Consider the following 15,065-nt stretch of genomic DNA (forward strand, 5'->3'; position numbering starts at 1 on the left):
CCTGCGGAGCTCCGGAGCGGTTAGAAGGTCACCAGCGGATCCCCGATGAAGTCGGAGATGAAGTTGACGAAGAAGAACCCGAAGAACAGGAAGTTCAGCACGAGGATGACGTAGTGCCACGGCCGTGGGCGGGCCGGGCGCGGGAGCTTGCTGTTCAGATACATCAGCAGGAACGGATAGAGCAGCGCGCCCAGGTTCGACATGTTGGCCGACCACTCCACCAGGGCCACCGGCAGCGACTGGAAGATGATGATCGAGATGACGATCAGGAGCACGATCATGAACGGGTAGTAGAAGCGCCGCGGGTCACCCTGGATGAGGGCGCGCAGGCGCGGGCTCGTGGCGTTGGCCGCGTCCGTCGTGACCCGGACCATCGCCTCGAAGATCCCGAGCTGCGTCGAGAACAGCACCAGCACGCCCAGCAGGAGCCCGATGAAGAAGACCGCCTGCCCGTACTCCGCGCCCAGCACGGAGGCCACGAACGTCGGTACGTTCTCCCGCGTCGGCTTCTCGCCCGACATCGTGACGGCGTGCGACATGAGGATCGTGGGCAGCAGCATGCCGAGGATGGCGCCGACGAAGAACACGCCCCACATGTCGACCATCAGCAGCCGGTACCACCTGCGCCACAGTCCCCGGTTGCGTTCGTCGTCGGGGAACGTGACGCCGCTGGCCAGGATCTCGCGCCGCTCGCCGCGCAGGCCGGCGATGAAGCCGACCCGGTGGCCCATACCGTAGCCCTTGTCGCGGTAGTGGCCCATGACGTACCAGTTGAGGCCCGAGGCCAGCGCGGTGAACCCCGCCAGGCCGCCGAGCTGCGTGGCGGTGATCCCCTCGGGCGGCGCGGCCGGGGTGATGAAACCGAGAATGCCGTCCCACCACTGGCTGAACGGCACCACGAGCAGGTCCACGGCCAGCAGGGCGAGCAGGACGGCGCCGACCATCACCCAGTTCGCCAGCTCCAGCACGCGGCTGATCCGGCGGGCCAGCGCGGTGATGACGAACACCAGCACCAGCAGGGCGACGGCCCACCAGCGCGGCTCCAGCTCCCCGGCGGGCGGCGGCGTACCGTGGATCAGCGCGTACACACCGTCCCCCGCCGACGAGGCCCAGCCTCCCGCGATGAACGCGAAGATCACGATCACGACCGAGAGCGGCACCCAGAGCGGCCACCCCGGCGGCACCCGCCCCCAGCCGACGACCGGCGTCTCACCCGTCGCGAGGATGTACCGGGAACATTCGACGTTGTAGAACGTCTGCAGCAGCGCCGAGACCAGGATCACCCAGCCGACGCCGATGAAGCCGTACTGGCCCACGCTCAGGGGGCCGAGCAGCCACTCGCCGCTGCCGATCGAGATGCCGAGAGCGATCAGGCTCGGGCCGACGGCGTACTTGAAGAGTTCCTTGGGGCCGATCGTGGAGACCTTGAAGACCTCCTCGGGCGTGGGCAGGTCGGTGACTTCGAGATCCGGGCGGCTGACTCCGAGTGGGTGCGACATCTCACTGCCTCCTGCGTTCACAGTGATCCCGAACCACGGCGGCAGCAAGACCCAATCATGCGTACGGAACGCGCTCGCGACGAGCGTCCCGGCGCGCGCTGGACGATCGCGCGGCGGGCCGGGACAGGGCACTCCGGCGAGCAGCGGGGCTGCCGGGTAAGCGTCGATCTTGTCCCGAGACATCCGGCAAAGCGGTGAGACGTTCCTCGCGTGGCGTTACACCACGTTACGAGAGTGGCTACATAGAGTGATTAACGCTTGTCACTTCGTGATAACAGGGGGAGAACGTGAGAAGTAAGCTCATAGCCACAGGTGGCGCTCTGGCCACCGCCGCCGCGCTAGTCGCCATAGCCGCTCCTGCCCACGCCGATGAGGTCACCTGCGGCCTGAGCGTGTCCGACGCCACCCACACACTCCGCATCGACCGCTGGGGTGTCCACGCGTTCCGTCACGACCAGGAGGCCTGCTCCGACCGCCACGAGCACACCGACCGCCACCACAAGCGGAAGGCATTCCGTTACGGCGACATGACGGCTCAGACCGCGGAGAACCAGGAAGTCGCGGACGCTCAGGAGGTCGAGAAGGCGGAGAAGGCCGAAGCCGCCAAGGACGTCCGCGAGTCGGAGAAGTCGTACGAGACCTGGGAGTCGGAGGAGGCGGAGATCTCGGAGGAGGCCGCTGAGGAGGCCTGGGAGTCGGAGGAGGCCGGCGAGTCCGAGGAGGCCTGGGAGTCGGAGGAAGCCGCCGAGACTGAGGAGGCTTGGCACTCTGAGGAGGCCGGGCAGGCCCATGAGGGTTGGCAGTCGGAGGAGGCCGCCGAGTCGGAGGAGGCCTGGCAGGCGGAGAAGGCCTGGGAGTCGGAGGACGCCGCTGAGTCGGAGGAGGGGTGGCACTCGGAGGAGGCCGCCGAGTCCGAGGAAGCCTGGCACTCCGAGGACGCCGCTGAGTCGGAGGAGGGGTGGCACTCCGAGGACGCCGCCGAGTCCGAAGAGGCCTGGCACTCCGAGGACGCCCAGCGCGCAGAGGAGCACGACACCACCGACCTGGAGGCCATGGAGGACGACAGGTACGCCAGGGACTGGAAGCGCGGGCACGACGGTGACCGCCACCACCATGGCTTCCGCCCGCACCACCACTGGGGCTGGCCGCACCACGGCTACCGCCCCTGGGGGAACCCGTACGCCTGGCCTGGCATCTGGCACGGCCAGTACTGAGCGGACGGCTCGGCTGAGCCGGCGCTGACAAGGGTCGGTCCGATCCTGTCCGGGCCGATTCGTGCGGTCCCGGGACACCGCCACGTGGCCCGGGACCCTTCCCCCAGAAGTCCCGGGCTCCCCTGCCTGTTGACGACCTTGTGACACTGCCGCCCCGGCGCTCCGGCGCCGGCCCGGTCCCCCCTCCGGGCGACGCCGCCGGCGACGCGGGACCCCGTGATCCCGGCCGCCTGGATACCGCCCACCGCGACCGCGCCGCGATCCGCCCGCCTACCGGTCGACGATCTCGTTCTTGCCGATGACCACGACCCCGCCCCGCGTCAGCGCGAACCGGGTGCGGTCGTACTCGAGGTCGAAGCCGATCCGCGCGCCATCGGGAATGACGACGTTCTTGTCGATGATCGCCTTGCGCACCACCGCGCCCCTGCCGATCTTGACGTTCTCCATCAGCACGGAGTCCTCCACCCGTGAATGCGAGTGGAGCACCACCTTGGGCGACAGGACCGACCGGATCGCCGTCCCGCCGGAGACGATCACGCCGGGCGACACCAGCGAGTCGATCGCACGCCCCACCCGGTCGCCGTCGTTGTGCACGAACTTGGCGGGCGGCAGCGGGTCGTGCCCGGTGAAGATCGGCCACTTGTCGTTGTACAGGTTGAACACCGGGTGGGCCGAGATGAGGTCCATGTGGGCGTCGTAGTAGGCGTCGAGCGTCCCCACGTCGCGCCAGTAGCCCCGGTCGCGCTCGCTGGAGCCGGGGACGATGTTGTGGGCGAAGTCGTACACGTCGGCCCCGCCCGACTTGACCAGCATGGGGATGATGTTTCCGCCCAGGTCGTGCTTGCTCGTGGGGTCGAGCGCGTCCTCGCGCAAGGCGTCGATCATCGACTGCGTCTTGAACACGTAGTTGCCCATCGACGCGAACACCTCGTCGGGCGAGTCGGCCAGCCCCACCGCGTCCTTCGGCTTCTCCCTGAAGGCGACGATCCGGCGCCCCTCGGGGTCGGTCTCGATCACGCCGAACTGGTCGGCCAGCGACAGCGGCTGCCGGATCGCCGCGACGGTGACGTCGGCGCCGGAGTCTTCGTGCTGCTCGACCATCTGCTGCGGATCCATCCGGTAGATGTGGTCGGCCCCGAACACGATCACGTGCTCGGGCATCTCGTCGTAGATCAGGTTGAGGTTCTGGAAGAGCGCGTCCGCCGACCCGGAGAACCAGCGCGGGCCGAGCCGCTGCTGCGCGGGCACGGGGGTGACGTAGTTGCCCAGCATCGCCGTCAGCCGCCAGGTGCGCGACACGTGCCGGTCGAGGCTGTGGTTCTTGTACTGCGTGAGCACGACGATCTTCAGGAAGCCGCCGTTGGCCAGGTTGGACAGCACGAAGTCGATGAGCCGGTACATCCCCCCGAACGGCACGGCCGGTTTGGCCCGATCCGCCGTGAGCGGCATGAGCCTCTTTCCCTCTCCACCTGCCAGCACGACCGCAAGCACCTTCCGGGACCTCATGTTCTGGACGCTACCCTCAAATGGCCGATCTATCGACGAAAGCCCGCACGGCGGCATTCGCGCGTGTCCGGATTTGCGGATCAATGTGCCCACCGGAGTTTCCCGGGCAGGGCTTCTGCGACGTGTCGCGGGCCGGCAGGACCGGCCCACGGCGCGACACCCGCCCCCTTGTGATGGTCCGCCGGATGCGGCCGCCATAAGGTCGTGTCATGCGCGTTGATCTGCTCAGCCGTGAATATCCGCCGGAGGTTTACGGCGGAGCCGGGGTGCACGTGGAATACCTGGCCAGGGAGCTGCGAAAACTGGCCGACGTGCGGGTGCGCTGCTTCGGGGCCGCGCGCTTCGAGGCCGGCGTCTCGGCCTACCGGGTGCCGGGCGGGCTCGAGAGCGCCAACGCCGCGCTCCAGGTGCTCGGCGTCGACCTGGAGATGGCCGCCGCCTGCGAGGGCGCGGACGTCGTTCACTCGCACACCTGGTACGCCAACTTCGCCGGGCATGTCGCCAAGATGTTGCACGGCATCCCCCACGTGGTCACCACGCACAGCCTGGAGCCGCTGCGGCCATGGAAGGCCGAGCAACTCGGCGGCGGCTACACGATCTCGTCGTGGGCCGAGCGCACCGCCCTGGCCGCCGCCGACGCGGTGATCGCGGTGTCGGAGGGCATGCGACGCGACGTCCTGACCGCCTACCCCGAGATCCCGCCCGGCAGGGTCACCGTCGTGCACAACGGCATCGACACCGCGGAATACGCGCCCGACCACGGCCTTGACGTGCTGAAGAAACACGGCGTCGACCCGGGCAGGCCCTACGTCGTGTTCGTCGGCCGCATCACCCGCCAGAAGGGCCTGGTCCACCTCCTGCACGCGGCGCGCTCCTTCGACCGCGACGCCCAGCTCGTGCTCTGCGCGGGGGCGCCCGACACGCCGGAGATCGCCGCCGAGGTGACCGCGCTGGTGCGCGGCCTCGACCGCGACGGCGTGTTCTGGATCCAGGAGATGTTGCCCAAGCCGGAGGTGATCCAGCTGCTGACGCACGCGACGGTGTTCGTGTGCCCGTCGGTCTACGAGCCGATGGGGATCGTCAACCTGGAGGCGATGGCCTGCGAGACGGCCGTGGTCGCGACGGCGACGGGCGGCATCCCCGAGGTGGTGGCCGACGGCGAGACGGGCTTGCTGGTGCCCATCTCACAGAGCGGCGACGGGACGCCGCACGACCCCGAGCGCTTCGCCGCCGACCTGGCCGAACGCGTCAACGCCCTGCTCGGCGACCCGGCCCGCGCCCGGGCGATGGGCCAGGCAGGCCGCGCCCGCGCGGTCGGCCACTTCTCCTGGTCGCGCATCGCCCACCGCACGCGCGATCTCTACGCCGCGCTGCTCTGAAGGTCCAACCCCTCGATCCGGTACGGCGGAGCCGGCGGCACGCCACCCGCCGTACCACGCTGGGGGCCTCCAGGGAGACGGCCTCTGACCCGCACAGGGCCGGGCGCCGTAACGGCGCCCGGTGGGCCGTTTCCGTGGTGCATCGTGGGCCGTGACGGCGACGCCCGATCACCGGCCGTCCCGGTCATGGCTCCGCGCCTCGCGGGTCAGGTGATGCGTTCGAGGACGACCACCGGGATCTCGCGGTCGGTCTGGCGCTGGTAGTTGTCGTAGTCCGGCCAGGTGGCCGTCATCAGCCGCCAGAGCTCCGGCTTCTCCTCAGGGATCGCCGTGCGTGCCCGGGCCTTGAACCGCTGGTCCTTCACCTGCACGTCGACGTCCGGGTTGGCGAGCAGGTTCTTGTACCACTCCGGATGGTCGGGGTCGCCGCCCTTGGAGGCCACGATCACGTGGTCGTCGCCGTGCCGCTGGTAGATGAGCGGCGTCGTGTACGGCCGGCCCGACTTGCGGCCCTTGGTGGTGAGGAGGAGCACCGTGGTGTTGTTCCAGTCGTGTCCTTCGGCGCCGTCGGTTTCCTGATAACGCTGGACATGTTCCTTGCCGTAGAGCATGGACCCTGTCTACCCGCGACCGGCGTGACCTCACCGTTACGTGTCCAGGTCTGTACGAGAAGTTGGACGGCCCTGGCACATCCCTCAACCGGGCCCAGGCCGGCGGCGCGCCCGACCTCGCCCGCACGCTCGACGAGGAGGCCCCTCCCGTTGCCGTCGAAGGCGGGCCCGTCGCGCCGGCGTTCGACCTGCCGATGCCCGGCGTCTCCCCGATCGAGCCGACACCGTGATCAGCATGTCTGTACGCGGGCGCACGCTGGTGAGAGCCTTTGGCCATGACCGATCCGGCCGAGGCACTGGCCGCCCGCATCGAACGCTTCGAGCAGGCCGCCGATCCCGAGCTGATCTGGGATCCCGCGGCGCTGGCCGAGGCCGAGGAGGCGATGCGCGCGTGCGCGGGCGACCGCTCCGACGCCTCCGCATGGCGCCTGATCGGCATGCTGCACCTCGCCCGCCACCGGCTCGACCAGCGCATCACGCAGGACGCCGCGGTGGCGGGCGCGTTCTTCGCCGCCGTGGCGCTGCTCGACCCGGGGCGGCTGCCCGAGCGGCTGCGCGGCTCCAGCATGCCTTCCGGCGACTCGGCCGTCGGCTGGGCCGGTCTGGTCGAGGAGATCTTCCGGCTGGTGGATCCGGGTGCGTACCCGCACGTCGGGCTGCTGATCGAGGCCCTGGTCCGGCACGCGATGGCGCGTCCGGGGGCGGAGGAGGTCGCCGAGCGGCTGGGCGAGCTGCTGCTGCAGGAGTCCGTACGCCCGCCCGATCCGGCACGCTCGCCTGATCCCGCCGGTTCGCCCGGCCCGGCGCGAGCCGGTGATCCCGCCGGTTCGCCTGGCCCTGTGCGGTCGCCCGGCACCGGCGGAGCGGACGAACCGGTCGGATCATCCGGATCCGTCGGATCGTCCGAGCCCGCCGGGCCCGAGCCCGAGCGCGGCCGCTCCGCCGGATCCGCCGGCCCGGGCGGGCGCATGCGTGCGACCGGCCCCGCGTGGGCGCCCGGCGCGCTGTCCGCGCTGGCTGGCGGCCTGGTGCGGCTGCACGAGGAGACGGGCGCGCCCGAGGCCGCCGACGACGCCGTTCACCTGCTGTTCCGGGCGGCCCTTGCCGACCCCGCCGCCCACACGGGTGAGCTGGCGGACGCGCTCAGCCGCGCCGCGCCCGGCGACGAGGAACTGGTCAGGGCCTACCTGAGGGCGGCGCAGACCCCTCCGGGCAGCCAGGACAGGTCGCGGGCGCTGCGCACGCTCGTCGACCTCACCCGTGAACGGGCCGACCGGTCGCTGGCGGACGGCGACCTGCTGGCGTTCATCAGGGTGGGGCAGTGCGCGCTGGACTTCTGGCACGAGCCGTGGGCCACGTCCGGGGTGGTGGCTCCCTACGCGACCGGGCTGGCCGAGTGGTACGTGGTCACGGGGGACGAGCGGTCGCTCGAAGCCGGCATGGAGATGCTGGAGGCGATCCGCGTGACGCCCGGGGAGACGATCCAATGGCTCGGCGCCGACCCCGTCGCGCGGCTCATCCTGCTGGGCGAGCGCTGCCGGAGCCGCTACGCCGTCACCGGCGACCTCGCCGACCTGGACGCCGCCGTCGACGCCGCACGCGAGGGGGCCGCGCTCGCGCCCACCGGTCACCCCGAGCGTGCCCGCCTGCTCGCCGGCCTGGCGAACGCGCTGCTCGAACGAGCCGTCGCCTCCGGCGGTGATCCGGCCGAGCCGGTCGCGGCCGCCCACGCGGCGCTCGCCGCCCAGGACCGGCACGACGCGGCCAGGGCCGAGATGTTGCTGCTGCTCGGCCGGGCGCTCCAGCTGCGTCTCACCACGGGAAGCGCCGGCGAGGCCGTCGCCGCGCTGCGCGAGGCCCTGGCGTCCGGTGACCGGCCGGCGCTGCGGGCGGAGGCGTACAGGCTGACCTCCGAGGTGCTGCGGTGGCGTGCCACGCGGGCGGGACGGCCGCAGGACCTGGACGACGCCGTGGACTCGGCCCGCCAGGCGGCCGAACTCGCCCTCAAGATCGCCCGCGACCCGGCACCCGCCCAGCAGGCGCTGGGTGAGGCCCTGCTGGCCCGCTTCTCCGCGCGCGGCGACACCGACGACCTGAGCGAAGCCCTGATCCTGGCCACACCGATCATCCCCGCCTCAGACGCCGGCGGCGGCGGCTCCGGGCTGCTGCCGCGGCTGGGGGACCTGCTGGACGACCTGATCGAGCAGCCGGAACCGGCGCAGGTGGACGAGCGGCTCGCGCGGGCCGCGACCGAGCTGGCCCTGCGCTCGCCGGACGAGGAGACGGCGGGCAAACTGCTGCGGCTCGCCGAACGGCGGACGCGAGCGCCGGGGGAGCGTGGCGAGTACCTGCTCCAGGTGGCGTCGCGGTTCGCCGAGCTGGGCCGCCCGCACCTCGCCGGTGACGTGCTGGGCCGGGCCTCCACGGCGTTCGGGGAGGCGGGGTCGCGCTCGCGGATGGCGTACGCGCTGTCCAGGCAGGGAGCGGGGGAGGAGGAGGCCGGCCGGCTCGACCGGGCGCTGGAGGCGTACGAACGGTCGGCCGCGCTCTACCGCGAGCTGGGCGAGCCGGGCTCCGAGGCGCTCCAGCTCGGCAGGAAGGCCGCCGTTCACCTGCGGTCCGGCGATCCCGCCGCAGCCGTCGAGGAGCACCTGCGCGCCATCGCCCTGTGCGAGGACGCCGGGCTGGCCGCCGAGGAGGCCTCCCACCAGGAGCGCGCGGCCGGCGCCCACCTGGCCGCCGGCGACCCGGCCGCGGCCGTGGCCCGCACGGCCAGGGCCCGCGAGCTGTACGCGGAGCTGGGCGAGACCGAACGTGCGGCCATGGCCCTGGTGCCCGCCGCCAGGGCGGCCGTCGACCAGGGCGACCTCACGGCGGCCGGCGAGCGCATCACCGCCTGCGCCATCGAGCTGGAGGCGGCGGGAGCGTGGGAGGAAGCCTGCAGGACGCTCGACGCGCACGCCGTCATGCTGGCCGGGCGCGGCCACCGGGCACAGGCGGCCGCCTGCGAGACCCGGCTGGTGGAGATCGTACGGCGGAGGGGAAGGCGCCGGGAGCCCGCCGACGAGTGGTACCGCATCGCCCAGCGCCGCCGTGAGCGCGGTGACACGGCCGGCGCGCGGTTCGCGTTCGAACTGGCCGAGCGCGAGTACGAGGCCGCCGGCCACGACGACGGGGCCGGCTCCGTCCGGTACAACCTGGGCGCGCTCGCGTACGCGGAGGGCGAGGCGCAGCGGGCGCTGGATTACTTCGGTGCCGCTGCGGAGGCGTTGGCCCGGCTGCGCGCTCCCGCCAAGGAGTCGACGGCGCTCACCATGCGGGCCGCCTGCCTGACCGTGCTCGACCGTGCCGAGGACGCCTCGGCGGACCTCGACCGGGCCTTGGAACTGGCCGCCGTCGCGGGCGATCGCGAGGCGCTCCTGACCGCCGCCCTGGGCAGGGCCGCTCTGGACGTGCGGCTCGGGGAGCTGCGGGAGGCGGGGGAACGCCTGCGCTCCGCGCTCGGGCCGGCCGCGGGCGACCCGGTCAAGGAGGCCGTCGTACGCGATCGGCTGGCGGCGCTGGCCGCGCGCACCGGTGATGTGCCCGCGCAGGTGACGGCGCTGGAGCAGGCCATGGCGGGTTACCGCGAAGGCGGCCAGGACCGGCTGGCGGCCCTCGCCTCCGCCAGGCTCGGTCTCGCGCTGGAGCGGCAGGGCGAGTTCCGCCGCGCCAGGGCCGCGCTGGAGGCCGGCCTGGCCGGGCTGGAGACGGCCGGGGACGTGGCGGGGGTGCCGTTCGAGGTGATCGCGCCCATGGCGGGGGAACTGGACGTCGAGGTCCTGTCCCGGCTCGCCGCCATCCAGCTGACCCTCGGCGACGTGACCCGCGGCCGTGCCACCCTCGGCCAGGCGCTCACCACCGTGCGGGCGGGCGGCGGCCGGGACGTCAGGGCGGAGCGGCTGGAGCTCTGGCTGCGGATCGAGGAGGCGGAGGCCGCAGGCGACCTGCTGACGGCCCGCACCCTCGCCGAAGAGGCGCTCACCGCTCCGGAGGAGCCCGTCGAGGGCGCGGAGGAACGCTCGTACCTTCTGGCCAAGCTCTCCACCCTCTGCCGCGCCCTGGGAGACCCGGCCGCCGCCTACGACCATGCGGCGCGCGGTCACCGGCTACGCGACGGCCACCGGATCGAGCACCTGCGGAACCTGGGGGCGGCGGCCAGGGACCTCGGACGGACGGACGAGGCGGTCCGGCACCTCGCCGAAGCCGTCAGCCTGGCCAGGGCAACCGGCTCGGCCCTCCCGGCCCAGCTGGTCCAGGCCCTTGACCTGCTCGGCCGCACGCTCACCGCCCAGGCCCGCTGGCAGGACGCCGCGAACGCCTTCGACGAGGGACTCGCCCTGGTCGACGCCCCCGTCTGGCGCGCCCTGAGAGCCCCGCTCCTCGCCGGACGGGCCGCCCTCCACCTCAGGCTGGACGAGCTGGACGCGGCGGCGTCCCGCTACCAGCAGTCCCTGTCCATCAGCGAGGAACTGGGCGTCCGGACCGGGCTCGCGGACGCCTACGCGGACCTGGCCCTGGTCCGCACGCTGCGCGGGGAGCTGGACGAGGCCAAGCCGCTCGCCGAACGGTGCCTGTCCCTCGAACGTGCTCATGGCAGGAGTCACGGCGTGGTGCTGGCCCTGATCGCCCTCGCCCGCCTGGAAGACCCGGCCCGGGCGTCGCTGCTCCTGGAGGAGGCGCTGGCCCTGGCCGAGGAGCTCGGCTACCGCCCCGGTACGGCCCTCGCGATGAGCCGCCTGGGCGCCCACGACGTCACGACCTCCTCGTACGCCCGCGCCCGCCCGCGGCTGTCCACGGCCATCGACCTGCTGACCGAACTCGGGCACGACCTGGAGTTGGGCGTCGCCTGCCACCATCGTTCCCTGGCCGCGGAGGCACTCGGCGACCTTCCCGCCGCTCTGGCCGACGCGGAACGCGCCTTCGAGCTCGGCCACCTGCCCGCTCGTGACCGGGCCTTCGACCTCGCCGTACGTCTTCGCCGCGGCCTGACCGCCTGGACCATCCTCGAACGTGCCAAACTCACGACGCTGGCCGCTCACCTCGACCCCCCGACCCCGCCGCGCCCGCCCGAAGACAGCGGCGACGAGGCCGAGAGGCGAGGGCTCGACGCCGTGCGTACGCTCATGACGGCCGCCCGTAACACCCGAGACCCGGAGCAGGCGGCGGAGCTGATCCGGCGCGCCCGCGAGGCCAGGGCCGGCGTGGAGTCGTTGTGGCGGCGCATGGAACCTCCGGCCCCGAACCACGTGGCGCTGCGGCGGGGCGCGCCGCCCGGCCAGGCCCAGCTGGACGCCCTTGTCGCGCCCGAGCCTGCCCCGCGCTCTCCGGCCGGCACCGGCGCCGCCTCCCGGGGTGCCGTCGGACTGCTCGGGTTCTCCGTGGGGGACGGCGCCGTCACGGTGCTCGCCCATCGCACGGGCTGGGCCGAGCCGCGGGTGTTCCCCACCGCCGCGGGCCGGGATGTCCTGAGCGGCTTCCTCGCCGCCGCGCGCGAGCGGCCGGGTCTGCTGGACGTCGAGGCCCGGCGGCGGCGCGCGGACCTCTGGAGGCGGCTGGCCGATCTGCTGCTGCGGGAGGCGCTCCAAGCCTTCGGCGACGACCTCGACCTCGTGCACCTGCTCCCGCACGCCGAACTGCACGGCATCCCGCTCCACGCGCTCGCCCCGGACGGCCGCACGCTGATCGAACGCTTTCCCGTCGCCTACGCCCCGTCCGCCGCCGTCCTGGCCCGCCTGGCGCGGCGAGCCCGGGTGGGCGGTGCGCGTGCGCTGGTGCTGGGCTTCCCGCAGGGGGACGGCGCGAAGGCTCCCATGGAGGCCGAGGCGGAGGAGGTCGCCGCCCTGCTCGGCACCCGGCCCCGCACCGGCCCGTCCGCCACCGCGGCGCTTCTGCCCGGTACGTGGGACGTGCTGCACCTGGCGTGCCCCGGGGTCTTCGGTCAGGGCGGCGACCCTTTCGGCTCCGGCGTCCGGCTCGCCGACGGCCTGCTCACGGCCAGGCGGCTGATGAGCATGAACGTCGACGCCGGCCTCGTGGTCCTCACCACCCACGAACAGACCCGAGAGGGCACCCGTGCGCAGGTCCGCGGGGGTGTCCGTGCGGAGGACGACGAGGGTGTCCACGTGCCGGTCCGCGTGGACGCCCGTGCGGAGGTTCGCGGGGGTGCCCGGGTGGCCGTTCCTGGTGCGGAGGATGTGGCCGCGCTGGGGCACGCGTTCCTGCACGCGGGGGCCAGGTCGGCGCTGCTGGCGCTCTGGCCGGTGGCGCCCGAGATCACCCTGGCTCTCCTGCGCGACTTCTACGCCAGGCGGCGCGACGGTGAGGGCGAGGCGCGGGCCCTGCGCTCGGCCGTGCTGGGGTTGCGCGAGCTCTACGGCTCGGCCGAGCCCGAGCTCTGGGCGCCGTACGTGCTGGTCGGCCTGCCCGGCTGAGCATCCGTCCACTTCGGGCCGCGCAGAGGTCGGCCAGCCCCGCCACACCCGGCCGGTGGCGCTGCGTGGTGTGGCCGCAGGCGAGGGCGGGAGCGGCTAGAGGTAGGGGCGGGCCGCGCTCACCAGCTCGGCAGCGGCGTCGCGGGTGTCGATGGAGAGGGCGGTGTCGGGCGTGCGCTCCCGGACGTCCTGGTCGCGGATCGCGAACACGGCGGGGGCGACGCCCACGTCGCCGTAGCGCCCGGTCACGGCGTCGCCGATCGCCTGGCGCACGTCGCGGACCACGCTGCGCGCGGTGTGGCCGGGGCCAGAGGCGGCGAGATGGCCCAGCATCCCGGCGAAGCGCAGCTCCGTCTCGGCCGCGGGACGCTGCCCTGGCAGCACGGGCCGGTCGAGCCAGAACACCTTGCCCGCCAGGAACGCCGCGTAGCCCGCGCCGTCGCGGCCGAGCACGCGCGCCGTCTCTGCGAGCAGCTCCCCGAACTCGGCCAGCTCCGCCCCCGGCGGCAGGTCCGTGGTGACGAACAGGGGCACGATCAGCGCGTCGAGCATGGCAGTTTCCCTCCGTGAGGAGGCTCATCGTAGGACGCCCTACCGACAATCGCGGATCACGCCACTCCGCCTGCCCGGCGGGCGATGCAACGGGGCCCTGACGATGCGCAACCTGCGCCCGGTGGCGGCCAACTTTCTGGCCGCGGGCGCGCAGCGGCTGGTCCTCGCCGGCGTCATCGAGAGCCGCGCCGAGCGCGCCTCCTACGCGGAGGTGCTGGGCGTCCCGCTCACGGTCTGCCGGCTCCTCGCCGCTCTCCCCGAAGTACGCGAGCGGCTGAGGACACGCCACACGAACGATCCCCAGTCACTTGACTGGCACCTCGAAAGGGCCGGGGAATTGGCATCGATCCTGGACGCGGCCCAGGTGGAGGACTACACCGTGGACGCCGGCGCGGGCTCTCCCACGCAGGTCGCCGCCCTGGTCGTCAAGGGGTGGGGCGTCTAGCGCTCGGTCCACTCGTCCTCGAGCGCCGAGTGCACGATGGAGTCGCGCCAGCCGTGCGGCGTGTGCAGGTGGTGGCGGATGCGGCCCTCCTCGACCATGCCCGCCGTCAGCATCGCGAGCTGCGCCGGCAGGTTGGCGGGGGAGCGGGCACCCCAGAGGCGGTGCAGCCCGAGCTGCTTGAAGCCGAACTTCAGCAGCAGGCGCACGAGGTCGGTGCCGATGCCCCGGCCCCACTGGCCGGGATGGAGGCCGAAGCCGATCTCCGCGCTGTGCGGGTGGTCGGCCTCGATGCGCAGGCGGGCCACCCCGATCACGTCGCGGCGCTCGGCGTCGATCACGGCCAGCACGTAGAGGCGGCGCGGCTCGGCGCGGGCGGACTCCACGGCCTGCCGGACCAGCGCGGTCACCTCGTGCAGGTCGCGTGGAGTGAAGGGCATGTGCTCGGTCGCGGCGGGGTCGCCGTAGACGGCGTGCAGGGCGGCGACGTCGGCCTCCGTGACGTCACGGAGGCCCAACCGCTCACCCTCGCACAGGACACGCCGCATGCGCAGACGGTAACGGAAGTCCCGTGATCTCTACAAGTCGGTGTCAAGTGGCGAGTTGACTTCCGTAAGCTCGCGCGACAAGTTCCGCGATGGCGCTGTGGGAGCCGAGCGGCTCCGCGTGCCCGGCGTTGATCGCCGAGGCCGCCTGCTCGACGATGCCCCGCGGGGCCTCGTGCCCGATGATGCAGGGCGCGAGGGCGAGGCGCTCCGCGCCGGCCTCGCGCAGTTGCCGGGCCGCGAGGACGACGCCGGGCTCGCTGTCCATCGAGGCGGCGAGGACGGGCAGCGTGAGCCTGGAGGCCAGGAGCACCGCGGTGGCCTGCACGGCCTGCACGGCCCGCTGGCCGCCCGCCGTGCCGAGGATGACGGCGTCGGTGGGGCTGGAGACGTTCAGCAGGCGCACGCGGTCGGCCCTGGCCAGGCCGCGCTCGGCGAGGCGGATGTGCAGCGCCTCGGCCAGCAGCGGGTGCGGCCCGAGCGCCTCGGTCACGGCGGCCCCCGAGCCGCTGGCCGCGACGGCCTTGCCGATCTCCGCCATGACGACGGGGTCTTCCCAGGTGAGCAGCGGCACGACGACGGCGTCACGGCCGGAGGGCAGCGAGTCGGCAAGGTCGGTGACGCTCTTCAGCCGCACCTCGATCTGCGGGTGGTCGACGCGTACGACCGCTGCGATCTCCTCGGCCACTCCGGAGGTGTCGCCTGGGGTGGCGAGCACGAGCAGAGGGGCGTCCGGCGGCAAGGACGTGGGCACGGGACGGCGATGGCGACCGCCTCCCGGCCGGGGGGAACGTTCACGTACAGGCAGGCTCACAGGCGCGCAGTTTATGCGTATTCCGGGCCG

Annotated in this window: 11 protein-coding genes; 5 read left to right on the forward strand and 6 right to left on the reverse strand. The window is 73.0% G+C overall.

The features are described from left to right. Positions 1 to 20: 20 nt before the first annotated feature. Positions 21 to 1,499 carry an Nramp family divalent metal transporter gene (locus tag ABGA98_RS26300; RefSeq protein WP_347621074.1) on the reverse strand — a complete coding sequence of 493 codons (1,479 nt, stop codon included), beginning with the start codon at positions 1,497 to 1,499 and terminating at the stop codon, positions 21 to 23. Between the two features lie 287 nt (positions 1,500 to 1,786). Between ABGA98_RS26300 and ABGA98_RS26305 the strand changes: the two genes are divergently transcribed. Beyond that, positions 1,787 to 2,713, forward strand: coding sequence for a hypothetical protein (locus tag ABGA98_RS26305; protein ID WP_347621075.1), 927 nt, complete (start codon positions 1,787 to 1,789; stop codon positions 2,711 to 2,713). Positions 2,714 to 2,983: 270 nt separating this feature from the next. Here ABGA98_RS26305 and glgC read toward each other — a convergent pair whose 3' ends face one another. After that, on the reverse strand, positions 2,984 to 4,219 hold the full coding sequence (gene glgC / locus ABGA98_RS26310) for a glucose-1-phosphate adenylyltransferase (RefSeq protein ID WP_347621076.1): 1,236 nt from the start codon (positions 4,217 to 4,219) through the stop codon (positions 2,984 to 2,986). 209 nt (positions 4,220 to 4,428) lie between these two features. Between glgC and glgA the strand changes: the two genes are divergently transcribed. Continuing rightward, a complete protein-coding gene (gene glgA, locus ABGA98_RS26315) occupies positions 4,429 to 5,598 on the forward strand; it encodes a glycogen synthase (RefSeq protein ID WP_347621077.1) in 1,170 nt (389 codons plus the stop codon). Positions 5,599 to 5,804: 206 nt separating this feature from the next. On the opposite strand, the gene ABGA98_RS26320 is transcribed toward glgA, so the two are convergent. Then, positions 5,805 to 6,209, reverse strand: coding sequence for a nitroreductase family deazaflavin-dependent oxidoreductase (locus ABGA98_RS26320; RefSeq protein ID WP_347621078.1), 405 nt, complete (start codon positions 6,207 to 6,209; stop codon positions 5,805 to 5,807). A 62-nt stretch (positions 6,210 to 6,271) separates the two neighbouring features. On the opposite strand from ABGA98_RS26320, the gene ABGA98_RS26325 reads away from it, so the two are divergent. Both ABGA98_RS26325 and ABGA98_RS26330 read left to right on the forward strand, forming a co-directional pair. Next, the gene (locus tag ABGA98_RS26325) at positions 6,272 to 6,439 is read left to right on the forward strand and encodes a hypothetical protein (protein ID WP_347621079.1); all 168 of its coding nucleotides are present in this window, start codon (positions 6,272 to 6,274) and stop codon (positions 6,437 to 6,439) included. 45 nt (positions 6,440 to 6,484) lie between these two features. Continuing rightward, positions 6,485 to 12,682 carry a CHAT domain-containing protein gene (locus ABGA98_RS26330; protein WP_347621080.1) on the forward strand — a complete coding sequence of 2,066 codons (6,198 nt, stop codon included), beginning with the start codon at positions 6,485 to 6,487 and terminating at the stop codon, positions 12,680 to 12,682. A 96-nt stretch (positions 12,683 to 12,778) separates the two neighbouring features. Here the strand turns inward: ABGA98_RS26330 and ABGA98_RS26335 are convergent, their stop codons facing one another. Beyond that, the gene (locus ABGA98_RS26335; protein ID WP_347621081.1) at positions 12,779 to 13,234 is read right to left on the reverse strand and encodes a hypothetical protein; all 456 of its coding nucleotides are present in this window, start codon (positions 13,232 to 13,234) and stop codon (positions 12,779 to 12,781) included. Positions 13,235 to 13,337: 103 nt separating this feature from the next. Here ABGA98_RS26335 and ABGA98_RS26340 point away from each other — a divergent pair, with 103 nt between their 5' ends. Beyond that, positions 13,338 to 13,679 carry a hypothetical protein gene (locus tag ABGA98_RS26340; RefSeq protein ID WP_347621082.1) on the forward strand — a complete coding sequence of 114 codons (342 nt, stop codon included), beginning with the start codon at positions 13,338 to 13,340 and terminating at the stop codon, positions 13,677 to 13,679. Here the strand turns inward: ABGA98_RS26340 and ABGA98_RS26345 are convergent. Together ABGA98_RS26345 and ABGA98_RS26350 are read right to left on the reverse strand one after the other, a co-directional pair. Next, a complete protein-coding gene (locus tag ABGA98_RS26345) occupies positions 13,676 to 14,224 on the reverse strand; it encodes a GNAT family protein (RefSeq protein WP_347621083.1) in 549 nt (182 codons plus the stop codon). The genes ABGA98_RS26340 and ABGA98_RS26345 overlap by 4 nt on opposite strands. Positions 14,225 to 14,267: 43 nt before the next feature. Continuing rightward, positions 14,268 to 14,975, reverse strand: coding sequence for a hypothetical protein (locus ABGA98_RS26350; protein WP_347621084.1), 708 nt, complete (start codon positions 14,973 to 14,975; stop codon positions 14,268 to 14,270). Between the last annotated feature and the right edge of the window lie 90 nt (positions 14,976 to 15,065).

Source organism: Nonomuraea sp. B1E8 (assembly GCF_039871515.1).
In the GTDB taxonomy this organism is placed as follows: Bacteria; Actinomycetota; Actinomycetes; order Streptosporangiales; family Streptosporangiaceae; genus Nonomuraea.